The sequence below is a fragment of the Burkholderia sp. Bp9012 genome, assembly GCF_003853825.1.
In the GTDB taxonomy this organism is placed as follows: Bacteria; Pseudomonadota; Gammaproteobacteria; order Burkholderiales; family Burkholderiaceae; genus Burkholderia; species Burkholderia diffusa.
In genome coordinates, this window is the sequence record NZ_QTQA01000032.1 from 40,754 (window position 1) to 61,243 (window position 20,490).

Here is a 20,490-nt window from a genome sequence, read left to right on the forward strand (position 1 = left end):
ACTGCCAATAAAAGGACCAGCGCCATGAACAGCCGAGATCTTCCCGACGACGAACACGTATCCAGCATTGCCATCATCGGCATGGCCGGGCGCTTTCCAGGCGCGCCGGACGTGGACGCGTTCTGGCGCAACCTGCGCGACGGCGTCGAATCGGTCCGGTTCTACAGCGACGAGGAGCTGCGCGAGGCGGGCGTCGACGACGAGTACATCGACTCGCCGCGCTACGTGAAGGCTGCGGCCGTGCTGGACGACGCGGATCGCTTCGACGCGCGCTTCTTCAACCTGAGCCCGAACGAGGCGCAGTACATCGATCCGCAACACCGGATCTTCATGGAATGCGCGGTCGAGGCCCTCGACAACGCGGGCTGCGATCCGGAGCGCTTCGATGGCGCGATCGGCGTTTACGCGGGCGCGGCGCTCAGCTACTACGAGCTCGAAGTGGCCTTTTCCAACTACGAGCAGCTCGCGACCTCCGATGCGCTTCAGACGCTGTTCGCCACCGGCATCGCCAACGACTATCTCGTCACGCGCGTGTCGTACAAGCTGAACCTGCGCGGCCCGGGGCTCACGGTGCAGACCGCGTGCTCGACCTCGCTCGTGGCGGTCCATCTGGCCTGCCAGAACCTGCTGTCGGGCGAGTGCGACGTCGCGCTCGCCGGCGGCGTCTCGATCCAGAGCAGCTACCGGAAGGCCGGCTACTTCTACACCGAGGGCGGCATGGTTTCCGGCGACGGGCACTGCCGTCCGTTTGACGCGGACGCCACCGGCACGATCTTCGGCGACGGCGTCGGCATCGTCGTGCTGAAGCGGCTCGACCGCGCAATCGCCGATGGCGACAATATCCGTGCCGTGATCCGCGGCACGGCGATCAACAACGACGGCTCGGAGAAACTCGGCTTCACCGCGCCGGGCGTGCGCGGCCAGAGCGCCGTGATCACCGAGGCGCTGGCCGCGGCCGGCGTTGCCCCCGATACGGTCGATTACGTCGAGGCACACGGCACGGGCACGATCCTCGGCGATCCGATCGAGATCGCCGCGCTCACCCAGGTCTATACGGCGCTGTCGTCCGCGACACCCGAGTGCCGCGTCGGTTCCGTGAAGGGCAACGTCGGGCACCTGAACCATGCGTCCGGCATCACCGGGTTGATCAAGGTCGTGATGTCGATGGAGAACCAGCAGCTGCCGCCGAGCCTGAACTACCGGACGCCCAATCCGAACATCGATTTCGCGGCGTCGCCGTTCCGGGTCAACGCGGCGCTGGCCGACTGGTCGCGGGGCGCCGTGCCGCGACGCGCCGGCGTCAACGCGTTCGGCATCGGCGGCACCAACGCGCACGTGATCGTCGAGGAGGCGCCGCTGCCGACGGTGCGCGACGGACGCCGCCGCAAGTGGTGGCTGCTGCCGGTCTCGGCGAAGAGTCCCGATGCACGCACGGCGATGCAGGGCAAGCACGCCGCCTTCCTGCGCGAGCATGACGACCTTGACGTCCGCGACGTTGCGTGGACGCTCGCGCAGGGGCGGACCCTGCATCGCTACGCCGGCTTCGCGGTTGTCAAGGATCTCGACGAGGCGGCGAGCGCGCTGGAGACCGGCGATCGCCAGCGGCTCGTGATCGGCGAGTGCCAGACGCGCGAACGCAAGGTCGCGTTCCTGTTTCCGGGGCAGGGCACCCAGCATGTCCGCATGGGCCTCGGGTTCTACGACGAGGAACCCGCGTTTCGCGCCGCCCTCGACGAATGCCTGGACAAGATCGAGCGCGTCGGCGGGGTCGCGCTGCGCGCCGTGTTGTTTCCGGACGAGGCCGGCCTCGCCGCCGCTGACGAGGCGCTGCGGAACACCGCGCTGGCCCAGCCGGCGATCTTCGCGGTTTCATACGCGCTGGCTGCGCTCTGGCGCGCCTGGGGCGTCGAGCCTGTCGCGATGCTTGGCCACAGCATCGGCGAGCTCGTGGCCGCCTGCGTCGCCGGCGTTTTCACGCTCGACGATGCGCTGCGCGTGGTCTGCGAGCGCGGCCGGCTGATGCAGGCGATGCCGCCCGGCAGGATGGCGATCGTGCCGGCGAGTCCCGACGCGGTCGCGCCGCTGCTCGGGCCGGACGTCGCGATCGCCGCGATCAATGCGCAGGATACCTGCGTGATATCGGGACCCGCCGCAGCCGTCGATGCAGCCGAGGGGCGGTTGCGCGGCGAGGGCCTGTTCTGTACGGACCTGCGCACCTCGCACGCGTTCCATTCGTCGATGATGGCGCCGGCGATTCCGGACTTCGTCGCGCTGCTCGACGCCATCACGCTGCATGCGCCGACGATTCCGTTCGCGTCGAACGTGACGGGCCGGCTGATCACCGCCGAGGAAGCGACCTCGCCCGAGTACTGGGGGCGGCAGCTGGGCGGCACGGTTCATTTCGCTCGCGGCTTCGAGACACTGCTGCGCGACGCCGGCATCGACCTGCTGCTCGAGGTCGGGCCGGGGCGCTCGCTCGCGTCGCTTGCGCAGCGCAATGTGCCGAACGGCTCGCCGGTGACGGTCGTGTCGTCGATGCCGCGCCCCGACGGCCGCGAGGAGGAGGGCGCCGCGCTGCTGAAGGCCGTCGCGCAACTGATCCTCGCGGGTGTGCCGTTCGATCCGCGGCGCCTGTTCGATGACATGGCGCCGCGCAAGGTGGTGTTGCCGCCGACGCACTTCGTGCGCGAACGCTACTGGGCCGCGATCCGTGACGAGTCCGACGGCGCGACGCTGCGGCCGAGGAAGGCCGGCATGGCGGCAAAGGCACTCGACAGCCTGTACGGCCAGGTCTGGACGCGCGCGCTGCCGGTTGACGTCCCGATAGACGAGATGCTCGCGGAGCGTCCGCAGTGCCTGGTCTTTGCGAACAGCGGCCCGCTCTGCGCGCGGCTCGCGGAAACGTTGCGCGGGCGCGGGCTGAATGTGGCCGTTGTCGAGCCCGGCGACGCGTATGCGAGAACCGGCGAATCGAACTTTACGGCCTCACCCGGCGTACCCGAACATTTCGTGAAACTGCTCGCCGATCTCCAGGCGGAAGGGCGCGTGCCGCACCGCATCGTCTACGCATGGAGCCTGCCCGGCGCGACGGACGCACGGGACGGCATCGACGGCATGCTCGATCGCGCGTTCTTCGGGCTGCTTCACGCCCTGCAGGCACTGGCGCGGCACGACAAGGACACGCAGACGGATCTGCTCGTGATCGGCGCCGACGCGCTCGAAGTGCTGGGCACGGAAGTGCCGCGGCCGGCCTCGGCACTCGCATTCGGGCCGGCGCTGGTCGCCTCGCTGGAGCTGGTCGGCGTGAATTCGCGCTTCATCGACCTCGCGACGGAGGATATCGCGGCCGGGCGCGTCGACGCCGTGATCGATCTGCTGCTGCGCGAGTGCGTGGCGCGCACCCAGGCGAACGTCGTCGCCTATCGCGGCGGCAATCGGTGGCTGCCATCCTACGAAGCGATCGACGTCGCGCCGGTGCCGGCGGCGGCGGTGCCGATCCGGCGCAATGGCGTCTACCTGATCACGGGAGGTCTTGGGGACCTGGGTCTCGCGTTCGCGCACTGGCTCGCAAAGGACTATCAGGCGAAGCTGATCCTGGTCGGCCGCAGCGGCCTGCCCGACCGCGAGCACTGGCCTGCGCTGCTCGCCGACGCGCAGGGCGATACACGGCTCGCCGGCATCGTGTCGCGACTCCGCGACATCGAGGCGGCCGGCGGCGAGATCCTGGTGGGCAAGGCCGACTCGGCCGATCACGCCGCGATGCTCGATCTCGTCACGCGCGCCCGCGCGCGCTTCGGCGACGTGCACGGCGTGCTGCATCTCGCGGGGCTGGCCGGCACCGGGCCGATGATCCTGCGCAATCGTCAGGAGCTGATGCCGATACTGGCGCCGAAGGTGCACGGCATCGACGTCATCGAGACGCTGTTCGCGGACGCGCCGCTGGACTTCGTGGCCCTGTTCTCGTCGATCGCCGCGATTACCGGCGGCCTCGGACAGGCGGCCTACACGTCCGCGAACGCCTACATGGATGCCTATTCGCGCCAACGCGCACACGGTTGCGCGCAGCGCGTCGTCGCGATCAACTGGGACGCGTGGGGCGAGATCGGCATGGCCGTGACCACGCCGCTGCCGGACCGGCTCGCCGCGATCTGGGAAAAGGAACTCGCGTCGTTCGGCATCGGCACGGCCGACGGGATCGAGATCTTTCGTCGCCTGCTCGCCACGGGCCGCAACGGCGTGCTGGTGTCGCGACGCGTGTCCTATGCGGACGACAGCGTGCCGGCGGGCATGGTCCGTGTCGTGCCGCCGACCAAGCAGATCAGCGAGAGCGCGCTGCCGACCGAGACGACCGGCAACCGCTACCCGCGTCCGTCGATCGGCTCCGAATACCTGGCGCCGCGCAACGAGCTCGAGACGATCCTCGTCGAGTTCTGGGGCGAGGCGCTCAGCGTGGACGGGATTGGCGTCCACGACGACTTCTTCGAGCTCGGCGGCCACTCGCTTCTCGCGTTGCAGATGATTCCGCGCCTGCGCGCGCGCTTCGGCATCGACATCAATCCGCGCGACCTGTTCAGCGCCGAGGGAACGGCGACGATCGCCGAGCTGGCGCAGGCGATCGAGATCAAGCTGCTCGAGGAACTCGAGGTCGGCGAAGCGGGCGACGCGCTCGACGCCGCCGCCTCGACCGCCATCACGCGGGACGGCGCGCCGGACCGCGACGGGATACCGGCCCCGAACTGGGCACCCGCGCAGGAGCCGCCTGCGGGTGCCGGCGGCACGATCGCCACGTCGTCCATCTCTCGCGAATAGTCAACAGGAACCGTTCCATGAGCAGCATACCGAGTGAACTGCGCGAACGCCTGAACCGCCGTATCCGGGCCGTGCCGGAACCGCATTCGTCCGAGCCGCCGATCAGGCGGGCGAAGGATCCGGACGCGGGCCCGCTGTCGTTCGCGCAGGAGGGGATATGGCTGTTTCAGCAACTGAACCCGTCCGGCACCATGTTCAATCTCGGCGAGGGTATCCGGCTCGCCGGCGAGCTCGATGCCGACAGCCTCGGCGCGGCGCTGGCGGCGCTCGTGACGCGCCATCCGGCGCTGCGCACGACCTTCACGGTGGCGGGCGACCAGCCGGTGCAACGGGTGCTGTCGCGGGTGCCGGTCGAGCTGGCCGTCGTCGACCTGGACGGCCGGTATCCCGCCACGGATGCGGGCTATGCGGAGCGCGACGCGCACGTGCGGCGCATCGCACACGAGGAGATCACGCGACCGTTCGATCTCTCGGCCGTGCCGCCCGTGCGCTTCCGGCTGCTGAGGCTCGAACCGCAACTGCACGTACTGTTCTTCGTCGTGCACCACATCGTCTTCGACGGATGGTCGTTCGGCATCCTGTTCGCCGATCTCGTCGCGCTGTACAACGCGCATCGCCGCGGCAGCCCGGCCGCGTTGCCGGCGTCGCCGCTCGCCTATGTCGATTACGCGGTCTGGCAGCGCGAGCGCAGCGAGAGTGCTTCATTCCGGCGCTCGCTCGAATTCTGGCGCGAAGCGCTCGCCGGCGCGTCGGCGACGACGCTGCTGCCGCTCGACCGGGTGGGGGGCGGCAGCGGACAGAACGTGCGGCAGGTTGCATTCTGGATCGACCGGGACTTGCGGGCCGCGCTGATCGACTTCGCGCGACGGCATGCGACGACGCCCTACGTCGTCGTGCTCGCGGTGTTCTGCGGGTTCCTGAGCGCACTGTGCCGCCAGAACGATCTCACGATCGCGACGCCGACCACCAACCGCCAATTCACGGAGCTGCACGGCCTGATCGGCAATTTCGTGCAGATCGTGCTGATCCGCGCGCGCGTGACGGCGTCGGAACCGTTTGCCGCGCTGCTCAAACAGGTCCACGAGGCGGTCTTCAACGGCATCGCCAACAACGAGGTGCCGTTCGAGATGACGCAGCGCTGTCTCGACGACGGCCGCAGCAGCGCCCACATCGGCCGCCCCAACGTGTCGTTCGTCTGGGACGACACGCCGGTGCACCACTATCCGCTCGACGGGTTGTACGCGGAGCGCGAGGTGTTCGCGGCCGATCACAACAGCGCGGACCTGTCGCTGATCGTCGCGTCGAACGTTCGTCCCCAACAGACGCTCGTCACGCTCGAATACCGCACCGACCGGATCGACGCCGACACGGCACAGATCTGGTCCGACACGCTGCGGCGTCTGCTCGGGGACGTGATCGCCGCACCCGGGCGCGCGCTGGACGACCTGCTGCTGCCGCCGGAAGACGAGGCGCGGCGGCTCGTCGAGCACTGGAGCGGCCGGGACCGCCCGGTCGAGCCGCCTGCCTGCGCGCACGTTCAGGTGCGCGATCAGGCGCGGCTTCGTCCCGATGAGCCGGCGGTCGTGTTCGGCGACCGGGTTTTCGGCTACGCGGAACTGGTCGCGCGCGGGAACCGTCTCGCGCATCATCTGCGCGCGCACGGCGTCGGGCCGGGTTCGGTGGTCGGGCTCTGTGTCGAACGCAGCGCCGAGCTGGTGGTCGCGTTGCTGGGCATCTGGTCGGCGGGTGCCGCGTTCCTGCCGCTCGATCCCGACTACCCGGTCGCGCGGCTGCGCTTCATGATGGCGGACGCACGGGTGGCCGCGGTGGTGACCGACGCGGGCGGCATGCGGCACGTCGAGGTGCCCGGGATCCGCGTCGTGCGGCTCGATGCCGACAGGGCGGAAATCGAGCGTCACCCGGCCGCTGCGCCCGACCTCGTCGTACGTCTCGATGATCCAGCCTACGTGCTCTATACCTCCGGATCGACGGGCCGCCCGAACGGCGTGGTGGGCACACACCGCGCGATCGCCTCGCGCCTGATGTGGGACGGCGCCGATCCCGGCACCGTCTACGCCGGCAAGACCACCATTAACGCAATCGATTCGCTCTGGGAAATCTTCATGCCGCTCACGCGCGGCGCCCACGTCGTGCTGTTTCCGGCCGATGCCTGCAACGACCCGGCGCGCCTGATGGCGATCGTCCGCGACCATCCGATCGACCGCGTCGTACTGGTGCCGTCGCTGCTGCGCGCGCTGCTCGACGACGAATCCGGCCTGCTCGCGAAGCTGACCCACGTACGCGAGTGGTCGTGCAGCGGCGAACCGCTGACGCCCGATCTCGTCGAGCGGATGGGCCGGCGTCTGCCCGGCGTCGTGCTCAAGAACGTCTACGGCACATCCGAGTTCTGGGATTCGATGATGCAGGAATGCGGCGCGCTGGCAGACCGCCGCACGATTCCGATCGGCCGCGTCGTCGACGGCGCGCGCATGTACCTCCTCGACGCGCAGATGCGGCCCGTCGCGATCGGCCTGCCGGGTGAGCTGTATGCGGGCGGCAACGGGCTCGCGCACGGCTATGCGAATCAGCCCGCGCTGACGGCCGAGCGCTTCGTGCCGTCACCATTCGACGCGGCGGAACGGCTCTACCGGACCGGCGACCTGTGCCGCTGGCGCAGCGACGGCACGATGGAATTCCTCGGGCGCCGCGACGACCAGATCAAGGTACGAGGCCATCGCATCGATACCGGCGAGGTGGTCGCGGCGCTGCAGCGCTGCGACGGTGTGGATCAGGCCGTGGCCGTGCTCGGCGACACCGGCGGCGGCCCGCCGCGCCTCGTCGCGTACTGCACGTCGCGCGGCGGCGGCACGGCGCCCATCTCCGTCGCGGGAATCCGCAAGGCGCTCGCGTCGCAGTTGCCGGGCCACGCGATTCCGTCCGCGCTGATCGCGTTGCCGGCCATCCCGCTTCTGCCGAACGGCAAGGTCGACCGGCGCGCGCTGCCGGCACCGCGCTTCGAGGATTTCAAGGCCGACTACGTCGCGCCGCGCACACCCGACGAACAGGCGCTCGCGCAGATCTGGAGCGAGCTGCTCGCGGTCGAGAGGGTGGGCGCGCTCGACAACTTCTTCGAACTGGGCGGCCATTCGCTGACAGCGATGCAGGTGATCTCGCGGATACGCCGCCTGCTCGAGGTCGAAGTGCCGCTGTCGGTGCTGCTCGAGCACGAGACACTGGGCTCGCAGGCCGAGGCGATCGGCCGCGAGCGCCGCAGGCGCGCGAGCCTGGCGCTGCCGCCGCTCATGCCGGCACCGCGCGTGCCCGGCGGCGCTGCGAGCCTGCCGCTTTCGCTGGCGCAGGAGCGGCTGTGGCTGCTCGATCAGCTCGACGTCGGCGGGGCGGCCTATACGATTCCGCTCGCGTTTCGCCTGCGTGGCGCGCTCGACGTCGACGCGTTCCGGCTCGGCGTCGCCGATCTCGTTGCCCGTCACGAGACGCTGCGCACGCGGATCGTCACCTTGGGCGGCAGCGCGACGCAGGTCGTCGATGCGCCGACCGATTACGACATCGAGCGTGTCGACCTGCGTCATGCGGACGACGCGCGGCAGCGCGACGAGGTCGAGCGCCTGCTGCGGGCCGAGCTGCGCAAGCCGTTCGACCTGCGCGGCGGCAGCGGCGTGCTGTTCCGCGCGAAGCTGGTGTTGCTCGGCGACGCCGACAGTCTCGTGTTCGTCAACCTTCATCACATCGTGGCCGACGGCTTGTCGGTCGAGGTGATGATGCGCGACATCGCGCTCGCCTATCGGCATCGCAGCTCGGGAGGCGCCCATCCGCCGTTGGCGCCGCTCGCGGTGCAGTACGGCGACTACGCGTCGTGGCAGCGCAGCTGGATGCAAGGCGACACGCTTGACCGGCAGATCGCTTACTGGCGTGAGGAACTGGCGGACATGCCGGCCCACCTGAGCCTGCCGGGCGATCGCGAGCGGCCGCCCGTGCAGAGCATCCGCGGCGCCACGGTCTCGATCCCGCTGTCGGCGGACATCGAGCAGGTCGTCGCGCGGATGGCGCTCGATCAGAACGCCACGTTCTTCATGGTGATGCTGGCCGCGTTCTACCTGCTGCTGTTCCGCTGGACCGGCAGCGACGACTTGGTGGTCGGCACGCCGATTGCGGGCCGCAACGACGCGCGCACCGAGGACCTGATCGGCTTCTTCATGAACACCCTTGCGCTGCGCGCGAAGCTCTCGCCGGACATGACGTTCGGCGAGCTGGTGCGCGAGGCCAGGCGCGTCGCGCTCGGCGCCTATGCGCACCAGGACCTGCCGTTCGAGCGTCTGGTCGAAGAGTTGCGGCCGCCGCGCGACCTGTCGCGGCAGCCGATCGTACAGGTCATGATCAACTCGCTCGACTTTCCGGCGCGCGACGCGATCGACACGGGCCTGCGGATCGAACGCATGGCCTTGCCCGACGAATCGTCGAAATACGATCTCACGCTCTATATCGACCGGCGCGCGCCCGAGACGAGGCTCGCGATCACTTACGCGGCCGACCTGTTCGATGCGCCGCGCATGGAGAGCCTGCTCGCGCAACTGCATTACCTGCTCGAACGGGCCGGCGATCTGGCCGACCAGCGCATCGTCGAGATCCCGCTGGCGCGTGGACCGCTCGTGCCGGCGAGCGCCGCCGGCACGCCTGCCGCGCACGACGCGGATTGGCCTGGCACGGTTGCCGGGCGCGTTGCGCACTGGGCGGAGCGTATCCCCGACGTGGTGGCGGTCTCGGACGGCGTCGAGAAACTGAACTATCTCGACCTCGAACGCGATTCGAACCGGCTGGCCCACCTGTTGCTCGCGCAGGGGATCGGCCGCGGCGAGGTGGTCGCGGTGTTCGCAACGCGCTGCGCGCGGCTCGCGTGGGCCATGCTTGGCGTCCAGAAGGCGGGCGCGGCTATCGTCGTGCTCGATGCGTCGCACCCGCCGGAGCGGCTGACCGCCTATCTGTCGATGATCCGGCCGGCGGGCTGCCTCGACCTCGCCGCGATGCCGCGCGACGGCGCGCTTGACGACGCGCTGGCCGCGTGCCGCTACGTCGGCGAATTCGCGACCGCCCTGCACGCCGAGGACGCACCGGCCGATGCGGTGCACGCGTCGCTGGCCGGCTATTCCGCGTCGCCGCCGCAGGTCGTCATCGAGCCGGGGGACCTGGCTTACATCGTCCTGACCTCGGGCACGACGGGCATGCCTCGCCCGGTCGCGACGCCGCATCTCGCGCTCAGCCATTTCCTCGACTGGCAGGCGCGCAGCTTCGATCTCAACCGTTTCGACCGGTTCAGCGTCCTGTCCGGGCTCGGCCACGACCCGCTGTTCCGCGACATCCAGGCCGCGCTCTGGTCCGGCGGGCTGGCCGCGATGCCGGGCGAGCACGAGCGGATCGGCGGCGAGCTGCTGCGCTGGTTCGTCGAGACGGGCATTACGGTCGCGCACATGACCCCGTCGCTGGCGGACACCATGCAGTTCTCAGACGTCGACGACGTGCTCCTGAGCCTGCGCTACGCGTTCCTCGGCGGGGAGCCGCTCGTCTCCGACGTCGCGCGCCGGCTCGCACGCCTCGCCGTCGGCTGCGAGGTGCTCAACTGCTACGGGACAACCGAGACGCCGCAGATCGCCAGCTACGCCAGGATCGCGACGACCGGCATCGACGAAGCGGGGCCGATCGGCATCGGCAAGGGGATCGACGGCGTGCGGCTGGTGCTGCGCTCGGTGACCGGCCACTCCGTCGCGTTCGGCGAGATCGGCGAAATCTGCGTGATCACGCGCTATTTGGCGGACGGCTATTACCGGATGCCGGCCGCGACCGCCGAGCGCTTCGTGCCGTCTCCGCTCGGCGACGGCGGCCGCTGTTATCGCACCGGCGACATGGGCCGCTATCTGGCGGACGGCAGCATCGAATTCGTCGGCCGCCGCGACGGCCAGCTCAAGATCCGCGGTCATCGCGTCGAGTCCGGGGAGATCGAGCGCCATCTCGCGGCATGCGACGGCGTCGGGCGTTGCCATATCACGGCGCTCGACGCGGGACAGGGCGCCGAGATCGTCGCCTACGTGGTGCCGGCCCGCACGGGAGCGGCTCAGGGCTTCGACGAACGCGGTGCCGCGCGGCTCGATTTCCGGCAGATCGACGCGACGCTCGCGCGGCGCCTGCCGGACTACATGCGGCCGGGCAGCTATGTGCAATTGGCACGGATGCCCGTCACCGCGAACGGCAAGCTCGATCGCGGCGCGCTGCCACAGCCGGACGCCGCGCATCGGATCCGGCCGCAGACCTATGTGGCGCCGGTATCCGCCGTGGAGCTGCGTCTCGCGCAAATGTGGTCCGAGATTCTCGGTCTCCCGCGGATAGGCGTCCACGACAACTTTTTCCAGATCGGCGGCCATTCGCTGCTGGCGGTCAGGCTCGTGGCACGGATTCGCGACGCGTTCGGCAGCGAGATGCCACTGCTGTCGCTTTTCGCGTGTCCGACGATCGCGGAACTGATCGGCCGCCATCCGGAATGGAGCGAGCCGGCGCCGTCGGCCGCGGACGAGACCGGTGACGGATGCCGCGACGAGACGGGCCGCGACGCGCTGGTGCTGCTGCAAATGGGCACCGCCGCGCCGCTCTTCCTGTTTCATCCGATCGGCGGTGGGTTGGGCAGCTTCCATCCGCTCGTCGAACGGCTCGGCCCGCGCCAGACCGTGTTCGGCATCCACGCCTATCACGACGGCTTCGGCGCCCGGGATGCGTCGGTCGAGGAGATGGCACACCTGCACGCGCGCGAGATTCGCCGCGTTCAGCCGGAGGGGCCGTACCGGCTGGCGGGCTATTCAGCCGGCGGCATGCTCGCGTTCGAGACTGCGCGGCTGCTGCGCCTGTCGGGGTGCGAGGTCGGCCTGCTCGGCATGATCGATGCGGAATCCCCACCGTTCGAGCCGGGGCGCGACGTCGACGCGGCAGCCTGCTGGCGCTACTTCCTGCTGCACATGCGGCGACGCATGAAGCAGGCAGTCAAGCAGGACGACGAAGCGATCATGGCGCTCGACGAGCAGCAGAGGATCGAGTGGCTGTGCCGGCAGACCTATACGAAGACGAAGACCGGCGATTTTGCCGAGACGGCTTACACCGAGGACGAGATTCGCGAGCAGTTCAAGGTCTACCGGCGCAACCATCTCGCGCGCAAGCGCTATGTCGGCCTGCCTGGCGACGTCGGGATCCTGTTCTTCCTCGCCACCGAGGAGCCGGCGCGCCGCGTCAGTCCCGTCGACGGCTGGCGCCCGCGGACCCATCGCGGCGTCGAGGTCGTGCCGGTCGCGGCGAATCACTACTCGATCCTGCTGCCGCCAGCGATCGACGTCGTCGCGGACCGCCTGGCGCAGGCACTGGCGATGAAGGGTTGAACGGCCCGGGCAGGGCCGCACGATATCGGCGAATCGAGGATCGTATGAACCAACGTGAAATCGCATTCCTGCGGGCCCCGGATCCCGAGGCCATGCTGATGGCGCATCTCGCGCCCGCGGCAATGGATGCGCAGGCGGCGCGCGGCACGCCATGGCGCCCCGGCGCGCCGCTGTCGCTGCTGCTGGCCGGCTATTGCGGGGCGGGCAATCTCGGCGCCGACATGCGGACGGGGGAGATCGTCCGCCAGATCCGCCATCTTCTCGGCACGGAGCGGGTGCGTTTTCGCGCGCTGAATTTCGGTGCGGTGTTGCCGGGCGACGTGCTGCCGGGCGTCGATGCCGTGTCGACCGATGGATATCTGCCCGACGTGCTGGCCGCGAGCGTCGCAGCGAGCGATGCCGCGATCGCCTGCGAGGGCTCGATGTTCAAGTCCACATTCTCGGACGTGCTTTCCGCGACGATGGCGGGCGCACTCGGGTTGGCGGCGCGGCAAGGCAAGCCGTCGGTCGCGTACGGCGCCGAAATCGGGGTCATGGACACGCCGCTCGAACGCTTCGTCGCAGAGCACGTCGCACACTCGCTGGTGCTGACGAGAAACGCGCCGTCGCAACGTCGCGCGCAGGCGCTTGGACTGCGCGCATTCGAGGCCGCCGACACCGCATGGAGCTTCGCCGCGTCGCCGCGGGACGAGTCGGCGGCCCTTTTGCGCGACGCGGGATGGAACGGCAGCCAGCCGCTGCTGACGGTCTGTCCGATGAATCCGTTCTGGTGGCCCGTGCGGCCCAATCCGTCGCTCGCGGCGGCAGGCGTGTGCGCCGAGTTGCGATACGGCTCGGTGTTCTATCACGCGTCGTCGCCGGAGATCGACGTGAAATACCGGCACTACATCAAGGGCCTCGCGCGCGCGATCGAGACGCTGTGCCGGCGCATGGACGCGCTGCCGTTGCTGATCGGCATGGAACGCGTCGACTGGCGGGCCTGCCGCGATCTGTCCGCGCAGCTCTGCTCGCAACCGCTCGTGCTGATGTCCTGCGAGCATCCCGCGGCCTGCATGGTCGGCATCTTGCGCATGAGCGCGTTGCTCGTCAGTTCGCGGTTCCACGCGCTGGTTGGCGCGATGCCGGGGCAGGTGCCGTCGATCGGCATCGCGATGGACGAGCGGATCCGAAATCTGCTCGACGCGCCGGATCAGGCGGGGCGCGTCATCCCCGCCGACGCGCCCGATCTCGCGGAGCGCGTCGTCGCGGCGGCGGTGCAGCTCGATCCGGTGGCGATCGCCAGATCGTCGGCGCGCACGGTGGCCGCGGAGATCCGCAAGATGGGCGAGGGCGGGATCCGGTTCTGCGACGAGATCGCGCGCGTGCTGCCGAACTTTTCGATGCGGCATCGCCCGCGGCACTGGGAAGCCCATCTGCCGCCCTTGCCGTCGCCGCTGCTCGAACTGATGGCCGCGTGAACCAGTCCGGCGACGCGTTGCGCCTCGGCACCTCGCGCGCTCCTGCGCAACGTCGTCACTGCAACGAGGAAGTCGACATGTTTCTGAGAATCAACCAGGTATCGAAGACGTATCGCGAAGGCAACGTCGAGGTCCATGCGCTGAAGAACGTCGATCTCGACATTTCCGCCAGGCGCTTCACGATGCTGGTCGGGCCGTCCGGCAGCGGCAAGACCACGCTGCTGAACCTGATCGGCTGCATCGACCGGCCCTCGGGCGGCACCATCGCGTTCGACGGCGAGAACGTGTCGGCCTGGCCGGATCGCCGGCTGACCGCGTTTCGTTCGCGCGAGATCGGCTTCATCTTCCAGAACTTCAATCTGATCCCGGTGCTCACCGCCTACGAGAACGTCGAGTACGCGCTGCTGCTGCACCGCACGCCGGCGGCCGAGCGCAGGCGCCGCACGCTGGCGATGCTCGACGCGGTCGGGCTCTACGAGCAGCGCGGCCAACGCCCCAACCAGCTCAGCGGCGGGCAGAAGCAGCGCGTCGCGATTGCCCGCGCGCTCGTCAAGCAACCGTCGCTGATCCTCGCCGACGAGCCGACCGCGAATCTCGACTCACGCACCGGCGACAGCATCGTCGCGCTGATGCGCGACATGCAGCACACGTTCTCGACGACCTTCGTGTTCTCGACGCACGATCCGAAACTGATGAGTCATGCGGACAAGACGATCACGATTCTCGACGGGGCGATCCATCAAATCGACGAAACGGTGATGTCATGAGAGTGGTAAGGATTGCCTTCCGAAACGTGTTCCGCAACCGGCGCCGATCGCTGATGACGCTGATGACGGTGGCGATGGGCGGGATTGCCGTGCTGCTGCTGGGTGCCTTGCTCGGCTATATCGTGCTCGATTTCCAGACATCGACCGTCAAGCGTGTCGGCCACCTGACCGTCTACAAGAAGGGCTACACCGATTTCGGTTCCGGGAATCCCGTGGCCTACGGCATAGGCAACTACGCGGGCGTGCAGAAGCTGATCGAGAGCGATCCCGAGCTCGCTCCGATGATTGCGGTCGCCACGCCGATGCAGGTCGTGTTCGGCATCGCCGGCAACTACGACAAGGACGTGTCGAAGACCTTCTTCGGAGAGGGCATCGTCCCAGCCGACCGGACCCGCATGCAGGCGTGGAACGACTATGGCTTCCGCTACCTGCCGCCCGGTGCCCCGCTCAGGGCGGCCGACAGCGCGATCGTCGGCATGGGGCTCGGCCGGATGCTCGGCCTGTGCAAGGAACTGCACATTCCGCGCTGCCGGCCCGTGCCGCCGCCGGAGCGCAACGCATCGGCGCCGATTGCGCCGCCGCAGGACTTCAGCGCGCTCATCGCGCAGGAGGCGCAGGCCGGTGGCAGGACCGCCCCCGCGCCGGCGCACGCGTCACCGCGCATCGACGTGCTCGCGGCGACGGCGGGCGGCGCGCCCAACGTCGTCAGCGTGACGGTGGACCGGGCCGATTCAGAGGGCATCAAGGAGCTCGACGACAACTACCTCGTGATGCAGCTCAAGCTTGCGCAGGATCTGCTGTATGGGCGCGGCGAGCACAAGGTGACCGGCATTGTCATCCAGTTGCACCACACGGCCGACGTGCTGCGTGCCCGCGCCGGTCTGAACCGGCTGTTCCAGGATCACGGGCTCGACCTCGAGATCCGCGACTACGAGCAACTGACGCCGTTCTACAAGCAGGTCATCAACTTCTTCGCGTTCATCTTCACGTTCATCGCAATCATCATCTCCGTGATCGTGCTGTTCACGATCGTCAACACGATGAGCATGAGCGTGATGGAGCGCACCAGCGAGATCGGCACCTGCCGTGCGCTAGGCGTGCAGCGCAGCGAGATCTGGGCGCAGTTTGTTGTCGAAGGACTGATTCTGGGGCTGACGGGTGCCACGCTGAGCGTGCTCGCTGCCGCGCTGATCGTCGGGCTCATCAATGCGAGCGGACTGATGTGGACCCCGCCGTCGAACGTGGACAAGGTGCCGTTCCGCCTCTATCTCGACGGCAACTGGCCGCTGATCGCCGGCACGTGGGGCGTGCTCGTCGTGGTCGCGACGATCGCCTCGTTCGCGCCCGCGAGCCGCTCGGGCCGCAAAACCATCGTGGATGCACTGCGCCATGTCTAAAACCATCGTCGTCGCACGCGCGCTCGCGCTCGTCGGATGCGTTGTCCTGACCGTAGCCGGCGCTGCGCCGGCATCTCCGCCCCAGGGCGAAGCCGCGCAGGACATCCTCGCGCACGCCGATCAGGTCCGCAATCCCGAGGTCGCGTTCCGCGTTTCCGACCAACTCGTCGAATACGACCACGGCGTCGCCAAGAGCGCGATGTTCCTGCACGTCTACTCGAAGATAGAGCCGAAAACGGGGCAGTTCCGCAATCTCGTCCAGTACGTCAGGCCCGCGCGCGACGCCGGCAAGATCCTGCTCCAGACGGGCCACGCGATGTGGTTCTACGACCCGGTCTCGTCGGCGAGCGTGCGCATCTCGCCGCAGCAGCGGCTGCTGGGCCAGGCGTCGAACGCCGACGTGCTGACGCTCAACTTCGCCAAGGAGTTCTCGGCGACGTTGGTCGGCGAGGAAACGATCAAGGACGCCGACCAACACGAACGCGCGTGTTGGCACCTGCTGCTCGTCGCGAAGGATGGCGAAGCAATCTATCAGAAGGCCGACTACTGGATCGACAAAGCGCAGACGGTCGCCGTGAAGGGGCGCTTCTACGCGGACAGCGGGCGCCCGCTGAAGGTCGTGTACTACCGCAAGTACGTGAACGCGCTGGGCGGCATGCGTCTCGCCGAGGCGATCATCCTCGACGAGGTCGACACGAACGTGATTACGAAGATGGACTTCAGCGAATACGTCGCGACCGAGATTCCAGAGAACTGGTATCAACGCGGCTACCTGTCCTATCTGCGACCCGACGATGCCGGTTCTCGCTAAGTTCCGCACAGGATTCATCTGGGCCCTCGGTGTCGCAGCGGCGCCGCTCGGCCATGCGCAGGCAGCGGATCCGCCGGCCGGCGACGCAGTGCCGGACGCGATCCTCAATGCGCCCGCGCAAGTCGACGTCAACCGCTTGCCGGGAAACGGCGCGCTGACGGGGACGACGATGCTGGGCACCGATTTCGAGTCGCTGCCTCGGCAGCACGACCTCGCGGTGCCCATCCGCGGCGCGCGCGACCCGGTGAACCTGATGCGCTTCTACGTGGACAGCCGCGCGCAGTGGCGCGCGACACCCGACGTCTATCTGTTCTCGAGCATCAAGGGCTCGGTGCTGAGTGGCTACTCGTTTGCGAGCCCGTCGCTCGGCAACCTGTCCGAGCGGCTCGATACGCGCGAGCTGTACGTGCGATGGCATGCGGCGCCGCAGATGTTCGTCGATGTTGGGCGCATCAACGTCAACAACGGCGTGGGTGTCAGCTACAACCCGACCGATTTCTTCAAGGAACACGCCTCGGTCGATACGCTGACGCACGACTACGCGAGCTGGACCAACGACCGCCTCGGCAGCGTGATGCTGCGCATCGAGAAGGTGTTCGAGACCGGCACGATCAGCGCGCTCTATTCGCCGAAGCTCGCCGACCCGGCCGCGGTCCGGCAGTTCACGTCGGGGGGCGGACTGCAGCTCGGCCGGACCAATTTCGCCCAGCGCTTCCTCGTCAAGGTCAATCACGATTTCGGCGAAGGCGTCAGTCCGGAACTGCTGTTCTATCACGAGGCGAGCCGCTGGAAATTCGGCTTCAACCTGACGACCAATATCAATCAGGCTTCGACCTACTTCCTCGAATGGGCGGGCGGCAACGAGCTGTCGTTCGCGAACGAGGCGTTTCAGTACGGCGTCGCGACCGGCACTTTCGCGGCAGGCTCGACGAATTTCGCGGGAGCCGGGGCGGCCAGCTTCCGGAACAAGCTGTCGACAGGCGTGAACTACACGACCCAGTCGAAGCTGAACGTGATGCTCAGCTACAACTACAACCAGGCCGGCCTGTCCCGTGCCGAATGGAACCGCTGGTTCGCGGCCGGCCGTCCCGGTGCGCCCGGCGCCGTGCTTGCGTCGCAGGAGTACTGGTACATGAGGACCTACGGCGCGCAGGTTCGCGAGCTCGCAGGCCGGCAGACCGTGTTCCTGCGCATCGAGCAGGCGAATTTCCTGATCCACGACCTGACCTTCGCTGCCTTCGTGCTGGCCGACGCCGAGACCAACTCCTACCTGATCAATGCCGGCCTCGACTACAAGGTGAACGATCGATGGCGCGTGCAGGTGACGGGCGAGAAGGATCTCGGGAAGCGGCAGTCGGAGTTCGGCAGCGACTCGACGAGCGGCGAATACCTGGTTTCCCTCAAGTACTACCTCTAATCCCCACGCCGACCCACAAGGAGACGACGCAGTGAAACCGAGAACATCCCCCGTCATATGGAACGGCGCCGGCCCCCTGGATGGGCGGCAGCGCGATACCTACGAGGAGGCCGGCTACGTGCTGCTCCGGCAGGTGCTGGACGATGCGCTGATCCGTACGCTGCGCGCGGAGGTCGACGCGCTGCGCATGGGGCAGCACGAATCGACGATCCTCGAGCGCGATCGCTCGACCGTGCGATCGGTCTTCGATGCCCATCGCCTCACCCCCGTCATCGCGGAGCGTGTCGTGCAGCACGGGCATTTGCTCGACGTCGCGGAACAGATTCTCGGCAGAGGGTTGTACGTGCATCAGTGCCATGTCAATTTCAAGAGCCCGGGTGGCGGCGGCTTCGCCTGGCATTCCGATTTCACGTTCTGGTTCTGGGAAGACGGCATGCCCGAGCCGCGCGCGATCTCGATGTTCGTGTTTCTCGATGCCGCGCGCACCGAGACCGGGCCGCTCTGCGTGATTCCCGGTTCCCATAAGGTCGTGACCCACACCGAGTGGTATCGCGAGGTGAGCGACCACCGCCGGGCGGTGCGCCACGACGATGTCACGAACGCACGACGGAACGGCCTCCTGGACGCCGGCATGTTACGTGACCTGACACGCGACAGCGCCATCGAGACGATCTGGGGCGAGCCGGGCGACGTGCTGGTCACCGACGCGAATCTCGCGCATGCGAGCGGGCACAACTTCGGCGTCCACGATCGGCGCATCCTGCTGCTGATCCTGAACCACATCGACAACAAGATCGGCGCGCCGCGCAGCGGCGAAGCCGCACGACCCGAGTACATCAGTTCTCGGACCTTCGATCTTGTTCGCTAACGGGGAATCGGGAGAGCCGGCATGGACGATCGGGAACAGTTCAGGGTGGTGGTCAACGCGGCGGGGGAGCATTCGATCTGGAGCATCCGCCATCCGTTGCCGGAAGGATGGGTCACAACCGGCTTCGAGGGCGGCCAGGCGATCTGCTGCCAGTACATCGCCTCGCTTCGCGCGCGCCTCGGCGGTGCCGTGCCGTGGAGCACGAGCTGGTACGAAGGGTGACCGGTCCTTTCACTTCACTGAAGCCGCGGCACGGGCGGCATCGCGGCGGTACCTTTTGCATTTCCAACCCGGGAGCAAGACATGAGCGAACACGACAAGGCGCGTTACCGCGTGGTCGTCAATCACGAGGCGCAGTACTCGATCTGGCCTGAGCAGCGCGAGATACCGGCGGGCTGGCGGAATGCCGGCAAGACCGGCAGCAGGCAAGACTGCCTCGACTACATCGAAACCACCTGGACCGACATGCGGCCACTGAGCCTGCGGCAATGAGCGCCCGCCGGGGCGCCTCCGTCACCACTTTGCGAAGAGGACTTCCATGAACGTATCGGACGAGATCCAGAGAACCGGATACTGCCATATCAAGAACTTCCTAACGCAGGACGAGATCGACGACCTGATCCGGTTCTACGAGAACGCCCCGCCGCCGTCGAACAACCTGTATCCGACGCTCGACTATGGCGTCGTGCCGGACACGATTGAGAAGACGATCATGGACAAGGTGCATGCGCTGCACGACACATGCTTTCCCGGCGAGGTCTTCATCGACGAGTCGATGACGTTCTTTCCCGTGGTGCCTGCGGATCCGTCGCGCTCGATCAATCTGCCGTACCATCAAGATCACGAATCGTTCTTCCTGATCGGCGAGCACTATCACTACCTGAACGCGTGGATGGTGATCGAGAAGGGCGATCCCGCGCACTCGAACCTGACAATCGTACCGTTCGACGCATTGCGCGCGAAATCGCCGATCCTGCACGACTTCTGCATTGGCAACGGGGCGACCGTGATCTCGGGCGATCTCCTGCAGAACGACAATCTCGGAACCTGGTACAAGCTCGATTTCGACATCAACGACATCGCGATCACGCCGCACATGGAGGTCGGCGATCTGCTGTTGATTCGCGGCGACATCCTGCACAAGACCCAGAACCAGCTCACGAGCCGCGTGTCCGTATCGCTGCGGGCCGTGCGCGCCGCGACGGTGCTCGAACGACGCAATCTGTTCAGCGGCTCGACCTCGAAGCTCTGGGTGCTCGCCAAGAATCATCACGTGTATGGCATGGTCGACTTTATCTTCGAGAGAATGGGTGTCGACCTGATCACGATGCGGGACTATCTCGTGCACAAGCGGCAAGTTCACGAGGAACTGAGTCTGGATCCGGCGGTCTCGAAGGACTACCACGCGCATCTCGAGAAGTACAAGAAGTTCCTGTCCCAACTGCTCGTCGAAAAGGTCTCGTCGAAGATGGACGATCGCGTCTCGATGTCGAAACAACGGTGACATACCGGCCGGATTGACGGCGCAGCGGCA

The 20,490-nt window shown here is 67.7% G+C and carries 11 protein-coding genes; all 11 read left to right on the forward strand.

Annotated elements, in window-relative coordinates; all coding sequences use genetic code 11:
* Positions 1-24: 24 nt before the first annotated feature.
* Positions 25-4,809, forward strand: coding sequence for a type I polyketide synthase (locus DIE11_RS31275; protein WP_124488366.1), 4,785 nt, complete (start codon positions 25-27; stop codon positions 4,807-4,809).
* A gap of 17 nt (positions 4,810-4,826) precedes the next feature.
* Positions 4,827-12,239 (forward strand): non-ribosomal peptide synthetase, encoded by a 7,413-nt coding sequence (locus DIE11_RS31280; RefSeq protein ID WP_124488367.1) that lies wholly within the window; start codon positions 4,827-4,829, stop codon positions 12,237-12,239.
* Between the two features lie 44 nt (positions 12,240-12,283).
* Positions 12,284-13,696, forward strand: coding sequence for a polysaccharide pyruvyl transferase family protein (locus DIE11_RS31285; RefSeq protein WP_124488368.1), 1,413 nt, complete (start codon positions 12,284-12,286; stop codon positions 13,694-13,696).
* 77 nt (positions 13,697-13,773) lie between these two features.
* Positions 13,774-14,463, forward strand: coding sequence for an ABC transporter ATP-binding protein (locus tag DIE11_RS31290; RefSeq protein WP_124488369.1), 690 nt, complete (start codon positions 13,774-13,776; stop codon positions 14,461-14,463).
* A gap of 53 nt (positions 14,464-14,516) precedes the next feature.
* Positions 14,517-15,860 carry an ABC transporter permease gene (locus DIE11_RS31295; protein WP_260430303.1) on the forward strand — a complete coding sequence of 448 codons (1,344 nt, stop codon included), beginning with the start codon at positions 14,517-14,519 and terminating at the stop codon, positions 15,858-15,860.
* A complete protein-coding gene (locus DIE11_RS31300; protein ID WP_124488371.1) occupies positions 15,853-16,671 on the forward strand; it encodes an outer membrane lipoprotein-sorting protein in 819 nt (272 codons plus the stop codon). Before DIE11_RS31295 ends, DIE11_RS31300 begins: the two co-directional genes overlap by 8 nt.
* Positions 16,655-18,088 (forward strand): hypothetical protein, encoded by a 1,434-nt coding sequence (locus DIE11_RS31305; protein WP_124488372.1) that lies wholly within the window; start codon positions 16,655-16,657, stop codon positions 18,086-18,088. Before DIE11_RS31300 ends, DIE11_RS31305 begins: the two co-directional genes overlap by 17 nt.
* 31 nt (positions 18,089-18,119) lie before the next feature.
* Positions 18,120-18,956 carry a phytanoyl-CoA dioxygenase family protein gene (locus DIE11_RS31310; protein WP_124488373.1) on the forward strand — a complete coding sequence of 279 codons (837 nt, stop codon included), beginning with the start codon at positions 18,120-18,122 and terminating at the stop codon, positions 18,954-18,956.
* Between the two features lie 21 nt (positions 18,957-18,977).
* Positions 18,978-19,178 carry an MbtH family NRPS accessory protein gene (locus DIE11_RS31315; RefSeq protein ID WP_124488374.1) on the forward strand — a complete coding sequence of 67 codons (201 nt, stop codon included), beginning with the start codon at positions 18,978-18,980 and terminating at the stop codon, positions 19,176-19,178.
* 81 nt (positions 19,179-19,259) lie between these two features.
* A complete protein-coding gene (locus DIE11_RS31320; protein WP_124488375.1) occupies positions 19,260-19,448 on the forward strand; it encodes an MbtH family protein in 189 nt (62 codons plus the stop codon).
* Between the two features lie 46 nt (positions 19,449-19,494).
* Entirely contained in the window at positions 19,495-20,460 is a 966-nt protein-coding gene (locus DIE11_RS31325) for a hypothetical protein (protein WP_124488376.1), read from the forward strand.
* Positions 20,461-20,490 lie beyond the last annotated feature (30 nt).

Bases quoted from the DNA above. Each gene is read 5' to 3' on its own strand.
- DIE11_RS31315 (WP_124488374.1), top strand. From the start codon at position 18,978: ATGGACGATCGGGAACAGTTCAGGGTGGTGGTCAACGCGGCGGGGGAG.
- DIE11_RS31280 (WP_124488367.1), top strand. From the start codon at position 4,827: ATGAGCAGCATACCGAGTGAACTGCGCGAACGCCTGAACCGCCGTATC.
- DIE11_RS31300 (WP_124488371.1), top strand. From the start codon at position 15,853: ATGTCTAAAACCATCGTCGTCGCACGCGCGCTCGCGCTCGTCGGATGC.
- DIE11_RS31325 (WP_124488376.1), top strand. From the start codon at position 19,495: ATGAACGTATCGGACGAGATCCAGAGAACCGGATACTGCCATATCAAG.
- DIE11_RS31295 (WP_260430303.1), top strand. From the start codon at position 14,517: ATGACGCTGATGACGGTGGCGATGGGCGGGATTGCCGTGCTGCTGCTG.
- DIE11_RS31275 (WP_124488366.1), top strand. From the start codon at position 25: ATGAACAGCCGAGATCTTCCCGACGACGAACACGTATCCAGCATTGCC.
- DIE11_RS31285 (WP_124488368.1), top strand. From the start codon at position 12,284: ATGAACCAACGTGAAATCGCATTCCTGCGGGCCCCGGATCCCGAGGCC.
- DIE11_RS31290 (WP_124488369.1), top strand. From the start codon at position 13,774: ATGTTTCTGAGAATCAACCAGGTATCGAAGACGTATCGCGAAGGCAAC.
- DIE11_RS31320 (WP_124488375.1), top strand. From the start codon at position 19,260: ATGAGCGAACACGACAAGGCGCGTTACCGCGTGGTCGTCAATCACGAG.
- DIE11_RS31305 (WP_124488372.1), top strand. From the start codon at position 16,655: ATGCCGGTTCTCGCTAAGTTCCGCACAGGATTCATCTGGGCCCTCGGT.